The 8,148-nt window shown below is 44.8% G+C and carries 5 protein-coding genes; 2 read left to right on the top strand and 3 right to left on the bottom strand.

From position 1 onward, the window contains the following. Positions 1–285: 285 nt before the first annotated feature. A complete protein-coding gene (locus POF51_RS31910; RefSeq protein ID WP_170831645.1) occupies positions 286–1,371 on the bottom strand; it encodes an HD-GYP domain-containing protein in 1,086 nt (361 codons plus the stop codon). Between the two features lie 165 nt (positions 1,372–1,536). Next, positions 1,537–4,071, bottom strand: a complete 2,535-nt coding sequence (gyrA, locus tag POF51_RS31915) for a DNA gyrase subunit A (RefSeq protein ID WP_069853121.1) — start codon at positions 4,069–4,071, stop codon at positions 1,537–1,539. 571 nt (positions 4,072–4,642) lie between these two features. Between gyrA and POF51_RS31920 the strand changes: the two genes are divergently transcribed. Together POF51_RS31920 and POF51_RS31925 are read left to right on the top strand one after the other, a co-directional pair. Then, positions 4,643–5,368: a response regulator transcription factor gene (locus tag POF51_RS31920; protein ID WP_069853118.1), complete on the top strand. Its 726-nt coding sequence runs from the start codon at positions 4,643–4,645 to the stop codon at positions 5,366–5,368. After that, the gene (locus tag POF51_RS31925) at positions 5,365–6,729 is read left to right on the top strand and encodes a sensor histidine kinase (RefSeq protein WP_069853116.1); all 1,365 of its coding nucleotides are present in this window, start codon (positions 5,365–5,367) and stop codon (positions 6,727–6,729) included. The genes POF51_RS31920 and POF51_RS31925 overlap by 4 nt, the downstream gene beginning before the upstream one ends. Before the next feature lie 61 nt (positions 6,730–6,790). Here the strand turns inward: POF51_RS31925 and POF51_RS31930 are convergent, their stop codons facing one another. Continuing rightward, positions 6,791–8,065: an MFS transporter gene (locus POF51_RS31930; RefSeq protein ID WP_069853113.1), complete on the bottom strand. Its 1,275-nt coding sequence runs from the start codon at positions 8,063–8,065 to the stop codon at positions 6,791–6,793. Positions 8,066–8,148: the final 83 nt, after the last annotated feature.

Here is an 8,148-nt window from a genome sequence, read left to right on the forward strand (position 1 = left end):
TTCGTCTCTCTCGAGGCGACTTTTCTATCTTATCATACCGTCTAGGCTTTTGCAAGATGTTTTTTAAAAAATCTTGTTCCACTTAGCGGCGACAATTCAATACTTTATCAAACAATGCTCAAGAAGTAAATAGCTTATGTAACTTTTCTTCTTGAAGTGTTGCCTCAACCGAAGCGACAAGAAGTATCTTATCACGTATTTTTAAACAGCACAAGAGTTTTTTATAATAAAATTGAATTTCTTTAAATCATATTAAAAGAGAGGCGAATCACTCGCCTCTCTCCCTTACTGTTCCATTACTCTCATAATAGATAAATGTCGAGCTTCGACTAAGTTTACGATTTTTCCACCTGTTTCAACCATCGGTCTCGTTGGGTGATTACGGTCTGTAAATACGATCTTCCCAATCGTTCCATCACTTAATTCGACTAGCGTCCCTACAGCGAATTGAGTGATCCCCTCCACAAATGTCCGAACAATGGTAGGATCAAGTTTCCCGAAGCTATCCTGCACTAATTGCTCCACGACTTGATAGGGTGACAGTGCCTTTTGGTGCACACGATCCGAGCTCATTGCATGATACACATCAGCCACAGCGACAATTTTACTGTATAAATGCAGTTTAGAACCAGGCAAACCTAGCGGATAGCCTGAACCATCTTCTCGCTCATGATGTTGCAAAGCCGCTAATGCTACACCTTCACTTAAACCGTGGGATGACTTAATAATTTGGTAGCCATAAACGGTATGCTTCTTCATCTCTTCGAATTCGTCTGGCGTAAGCTTCCCTGGTTTTTGCAAAATCCGCCGATCAATTTTCGTTTTTCCTATATCGAGCAATGTACCCGCCAATGCGACCTGCATCCATTCCTTTTCTGGCACCTTGACCCATTTTGCAATCATATAAGAAATAATCCCAACCGCTATGGCATGCTCGTAGGCATAGCTATCCATCCTTGCAAAGCGCCGAAGGGAGAGAAGGACTTGTGGTTGCTGCTGAAACTCCGTAATGATCGGCGTCACAACTTCTCTGACTTCCATAACGGGTATGTTATTGCCGCCTTGTACGCGGGTCATCAAATTTTTCAGTGTAGACACTGCTTTATCAAATGACTCCTGAAACACAGGTTTAGCTTGGATAAACTTATCAGAAGCTTCTGGCGTATCTGCCTTAGTTGGTTCACCTTGGTCAGTCCAAGCCCCTCCTGATTCCTCTACTTGTACCTGCTTGATCATGAACGCTTCTAAGAATTGAACTTCTCTTTCATAGAGAGGGGTTCCTTTTGCAAAAAGAATGCCTCCCAATGCTGTAAATACGTCTTCAGCCAATTTCGCTCCAAGAGTCAGTTGTTTCACTTCCACATTGGGCAACCTGCTCACCACCCGATCCAACTTGTTAATGATATAGTATCCATTTCCCAATTTTACTCCAAACCCAAACCATTTGCAGGAAAAAAGCACTGGGTAGAACAAACTTTCTGCACTTACACGAAAAAACGCCCCACATTATGCGGGACGCTTTCGTCGTGATTTTCTTTATTCCTCTGTCGGTTCGGTAGGCTCGGTAGGCTCGGATGCTTCGACAGTCTCTCCGTCTTGCAGATCCTCGATTCTCTCTTCCGCATCTTCATCCAACATATCCTCTTCCTCAGTTGGAGGACACTTGGCGACTGATCCCACTTGCTCATTTTCAGACAAACGGATCAGTTTCACACCTTGCGTGTAACGCCCCATCACAGAAATACCTTTCATTTCTGTACGAATGATGATACCGGAAGTGGTAATAATCATCAGATCCTCTTCAGGCTCAACAACTTTCAACCCAACAACCGGACCGCTTCGATCCGTTACATTGTGCGTCTTAATCCCTTTACCGCCACGAGATTGAATGCGGTATTCATCGACAGGAGTCCGTTTACCGTAACCATTCGCCGTTACAATGAGCACTTCTGCATTCGGTTTGATAACGTCCATATCGATGACATCATCATCGTCGTCAAGGGTAATCCCCTTCACACCGGTGGCGTTACGTCCCATCGTGCGTACGTCTCCCTCATTGAAACGGACGGACATGCCTTTGTGAGTACCCATGATGATTTCTTGTTTGCCATCCGTCAGACGAACACCAATCAACTCATCATCTTCGCGCAGATTAACCGCAATCAGTCCGCCTTTGCGAATATTTTCATAGGACTCCAGCGTGGTTTTCTTAATAATCCCCTTCTTGGTCGCAAAGAACAGGTAATGTTCTTGATCAAACTCCTTCACAGGGATTACCGCACTAACCCGCTCCCCTTTTTCAATCTGAATGAGATTGATGATTGGGGTACCTTTCGCTGTCCGACTCAGATCAGGAATCTCGAATCCTTTTAGGCGATAAGCCTTCCCTTTGCTCGTGAAGAACATGATGTAATCATGCGAGTTGGTAATGTACAGATGCTCGACAAAATCGTCATCCTTGGTTCCCAATCCCTGAACACCACGCCCACCGCGTTTTTGCGAACGATAGGTGGAAACAGGCAGACGCTTAATATAACCGTCATGCGTCAGGGTAATGACCACATCTTCCTCTGGGATCAAATCAGCATCTTCGATATGATTCTCATCGAAAGTAATTTCCGTGCGTCTTGCATCGCCAAACTTCTCTTTGATCTCACCCAGCTCTTCGCGGATGATTGCATAGATTTTGGCTTCGTCTGCAAGAATCGAACGCAGTTCTGCGATTTTTACCATGAGTTCTTGGTATTCATTCTCGATTTTTTCCCGCTCCAAACCAGTCAGGCGTTGCAGACGCATATCGAGGATGGCCTGTGCCTGCTCGTAAGACAAGGTGTAGTTTTCCATGAGTCCTGTGCGAGCTTCTTCTGTGGTTTGAGAAGAACGAATCAAGCTGATAATCTCGTCAATATGATCCAACGCGATGCGCAAACCTTCCAAGATGTGCGCACGGGCTTCTGCTTGCTTGAGATCGTATTCGGTCCTTCTGCGGATAATGACGCGTTGGTGCTCCAAATAGTAATAGAGCATGTCACGCAAATTCAATACACGCGGACGACTGTCAACGAGTGCCAGCATGTTCACACCAAATGTAGACTGCATTTGGGTATGCTTGAACAAGTTGTTCAAAACAACCTTTGGAATAACGTCGCGACGCAATTCCATCACAATGCGCATACCTTTGCGGTCAGACTCATCACGAAGGTCGGTAATGCCTTCGATTTTTTTCTCGCGCACGAGCTCCGCGATTTTTTCCACGAGTCTCGCCTTGTTCACCTGATAAGGAATCTCTGTTACGATGATGCGCGGTTTGCCTTTCCCATCCTCTTCAATCTGGGTTTTGGCGCGCATAATAATGGAACCACGGCCTGTTTCATAGGCACGACGAATACCACTGTAACCGAGAATCTCCCCCGCTGTAGGGAAGTCAGGTCCCTTGATAATCTTCATCAAATCTTGAATCGTAATATCAGGGTTGTCGATCATGGCAATAACGCCATCAACAACTTCTGTCAAGTTATGCGGCGGAATATTGGTAGCCATACCTACAGCAATCCCTGATGCCCCATTCAAAAGCAGGTTCGGGAAACGAGAAGGCAATACAACCGGCTCTTCTTTGCGTCCGTCGTAGTTAGGAGTGAAATCGACCGTTTCTTTATCAATATCGCGCAAAAGCTCCAGCGCGAGCTTGGAAAAACGCGACTCCGTATAACGCATCGCCGCTGCCGGGTCGCCGTCTACAGAACCGAAGTTCCCTTGCCCTTCAACCAGCATGTAGCGCATGTTAAAATCTTGGGCCATACGTACCATCGCTTCATAGATGGAAGAGTCACCATGCGGATGGTAGTTCGCCATTACTTCCCCGACAACGTTTGCCGATTTACGGAACGGCTTGTCAGGAGTAAGGCCCATATCGTGCATGGCATACAAAATACGCCTGTGTACAGGCTTCAAACCATCGCGAACGTCAGGCAAAGCCCGACTGACGATAACGCTCATCGCATAGCTAATGAACGATTCTCTCATTTCGTGGCTAATATCGACTTTTGGAAACCGAGCAGTTTCTTCTGCCATAAAGGGTAAACCTCCAACTGGTTATCACAATACTTCATTATACCATATAGAGAGAGGACACGTCCAAAAAATCCAGTTGAATCAATCCATTTCCTCAAGATTTACCACCGATTTTGGTCGTATACACACGGATCTCGTAGTATCCTAAATATTCCAGCCTTGTTTCAGGCTGGGTCATCGCACAAAACAAAAAAGGCCCCTACATTCTGGCCCCTACAATTTCATGTTATTTTACATGTATTTATTATCATCTTTACAGCTTCACGACCATTTCCAATTCGGAGGAGCGAATCATTGTCTTCGTATCGATTAACAATCCGAACGTAATCGCGATCATCTGTAGTAGTTTTCTCATGGTGTATCCCTCCGTTTATTGAATGTACTTTGATTTTACAAGGAATGAACACGTAGTCCTATCGATTTGGGTTTCAACTTCCTTACACTATTGTAAGAAACGTAGGAAAGTATGGGAAAAGTATGGGAAATGTATGGGAAATGTCTTCAACAACTGCTTATGTCGGTTTGAAGATGTACAATAAAGTGAGAATCTAAAGGTTCGCGGAGGAATCCTATGAAGACCTTTCACATTGCTATCGTAGACGATGACATCCATATTCGTCAGATCGTCGAAGCCTATCTTCAAAAGGAAGGCTATGTTACAACTGCACTTGAATCAGCCGAAGAGGCTATTACTTTAGAGCAAAAGAATCCTCCCGATCTCTGGGTATTGGACATCATGTTGCCAGGTATGAATGGCTATGAGTTTTGCCGACGTATTCGTGCTGGTTCAGAGACGCCTATCATCATGGTTTCTGCTCGCGACGAAGAAGTAGACAAGATTCTTGGACTAGAGCTAGGAAGCGACGATTATCTCACCAAACCTTTTAGCCCTCGTGAATTAGTGGCACGCGTGAATCGGGCACTCCAACGTTGGAAACAGATGAAGTCTCATGCGGAAGAATCCCCTTTCATTGCGAAAGACAATAACCCGGAAGAGGCTGCTAACAGCGCTCTTGTATTAGATAAGAAAAAACGTCTGGTCTATTCTTTTGGGGAGGAAGTAGAGGTGACCTCGAAAGAGTTTCAGGTGCTTAGCCTTTTATCGGAGCATCCGAATCGGGCTTTTTCCCGTGATGAGCTGCTCTCTCTAATATGGGGATATGATTATTTTGGAAGTGATCGAGTGGTTGATGATCTCATTCGTCGTATCCGAAAAAAGCTGGACAAGATCCCTCTCGAAACCGTCTGGGGCTTTGGGTATCGCCTGCGAACTTTGGAAGGAACGAAGGATGAATGAGTATCCAATTTCGCATTACTTTGATGTTCGCCCTTCTTCTCTGTCTTGTCATAGGGGTATCGGCTGCCCTGATCAATTCGTTTTTGCTGGATAATTTAATCGAGCAGCAAAAGAATGAATTGAACCTAAAAGGTCGATTCTGGATTGAAAAAATGAACGAATCGAATGTAAAGATTGAAACTGAGGGAGTCGCAGAACTCGAAAAGCTTCTCGTCTCCAATCGCAAGATAGAAGTTTTGCTCTTAGGAAAAAAGAAAAAAGTACTCTACACATCCCTACCTTCTTCCAATTTGAATGAATGGATGGCTGCCCTTGAGCGTAAAGCGGAGAAAAGGCAAAATCGAAACATATGGATGGTCGGAAGCGATGATTATGTGGTCGTTAACTTGCCTTTTAAAAACGACGAAAAGCAACGACTGATTCTGGCCTCTCCTGTACGTGGACTAAAAGACATTCGTATGGAGATGACGAATAACATATTGCTCATCGTTTTGATTGGAGCCGTATCTACCATTTTACTCAGTTTTTTTATTACGCGTAGTATGGTGAAGCCACTGCATAAATTGACGAGAGAAATTAAAAAGGTTCAAGCACGTCATTTTTCCGAAGTCCAACTCATTCCTGCTCGCGGTGAAATTGCTGAAGTCTCGAATAGTGTTTACTCCATGGCACAAGAGCTCGATCGTTTCCATGAAATCCAGCGGCAATTTTTACAGAATGCTTCCCACGAGCTAAAAACCCCTCTCATGTCCATTCAAGGATATGCCGAGGGAATTCGCGATGGTGTTTTTGTTGATGATGCTGCTGAAAAAGGTTTTGATGTAATCGTAGAGGAAACCAATCGATTGAAGCATATTGTGACTGAAATTATATTGTTGGCCAAGCTCGAAGGCGAAGAGAATTTGTTTGATCCCTCATGGCTTTCCGCTACTGACCTGGTGACTCGAGCCATTGAGCGTTTACACCCTTTGCAGCTCCAACACAATGTAACGATTTTAGTACGTCCGCCTAAAACCAATGACGTAGTGTACGTCGATGAAGGAAAGTTTCTTCAAGCCTTGTTGAATATCATTGGAAATGCTTTGCGCCATGCCAAGGATCAGATCACGATCGAAATCAAATCAGGCAAACGCCATCTCCAAATAGAAGTACAAGATGATGGTGAGGGCATCGCGGAAGAGCTTCTCCCTCATTTATTTCATCGTTTTGTGAAAGGAAAAAATGGTGATGTCGGACTGGGGCTAGCTATTTCTCGAGCAATTATCGAACGTTCGCACGGCCGTCTCCAAGCAGAAAATGGTCCAATCCACGGCGCTGTTTTCCGTATCATCCTTCCCATGTATTCGCAACCTGAAAACTAACTAACACCCGAGTGATCTAGTGTCCACTCGGGTGTTTTTCTTTCAATCCATATATTTGCCTCTACATGTTCCCGGAAATTTTCGCCGTGAGCGCGTTCCTTCCAATCCGCATAACCAATACAGAAGCGATCAAGCAAAATATTCCCGCAATGATAAACATGATGAAGTAACTATTCAACATGGTATAAATGACTCCTCCACTGTAAGCGGCCACAGCAGCACCTAACTGATGTGCGGCTAATATCCACCCAAACAAAATTCCTGATTGCTGTTTTCCAAAAATATCGGTTGTCAACTTAAGTGTGGGAGGAACTGTAGCTACCCAATCTAAGCCATAGAAGACAATGAATAAGCCCAAGGTAAACGTAGAAGAGGACAGTGCTGCAGGAAGCAGCATTAACGATAATCCCCGTAAACCGTAATACCAAAACAAGAGCCAACGATTGTTAAAGCGGTCCGATAGCCATCCCGACAATGTTGTTCCGATAATGTCAAAGATACCTATGAGAGCGAGTAAACTTGCAGCCGTTACCGCTGGAATACCGTACTCCATACAAGCAGCTATAAAATGAGTACCGATTAAACCATTGGTAGAAAGACCGCAAATAAAAAAGCTGCCAGCCAACAACCAGAAATCAAAGGAACGAGATCCTCTTACTAAACCATCAACAGCTGCACGAAAAGGGTTTTGCTTAATGTCTTCTATTTCTTGATCAGCTTCTGTCGCACCAAATGCCTGAAGTCCCTTATCACTTGGTCGATCACGCATCAAGACAGCCACAATCGGAACCAAGATCAGAGCCGCTGTTGCAATCACCCACGATGCCGTACGCCAGCCATCTGATTCAGCCAAGCTTGCGAGAAGAGGAAGAAATACCAGCTGTCCTGTTGCACCGCTTGCTGTTAATATACCCATAACCAATCCTCGTTGCTTCACAAACCAGCGATTTGCGATCATTGCTCCTAATACGGAAGCCGTGCATCCTGAACCCAGTCCAACAACGACTCCCCAAAGTACAGTCAGTTGCCAGGAGGCCTGCATCCAAGTCGTGAGGGATGAACCCAATGCCAACAGGATAAGAGCAATGATCGTGATACGCCTTATTCCGAACCGATCCATGACTGCTGCCGCAAACGGGCCTACCAATCCGTATAGCAATAGATTAATGGACAGCGCTATTGAGATAGAAGAGCGACTCCAGCCAAATTCTTGTTCAACAGGAACCATAAATACACCAGGAGCAGAGCGAATTCCAGCGCCAACCAAGAGAATGAAAAAGGTGACACCCGCAATGATCCAAGCGTAGTGGAGCCGACTCGAAGTAGCTTGTTTCATAATGACATGACTCCTTTTTTAAAATGATACGTCAGAAATTTCAGTTTTCAAATAGTACAAAAAAACCATCCAAGCTGGATGGC

The sequence above is a fragment of the Brevibacillus sp. AG genome, from assembly GCF_028369215.1.
Lineage (GTDB): Bacteria > Bacillota > Bacilli > Brevibacillales > Brevibacillaceae > Brevibacillus > Brevibacillus porteri.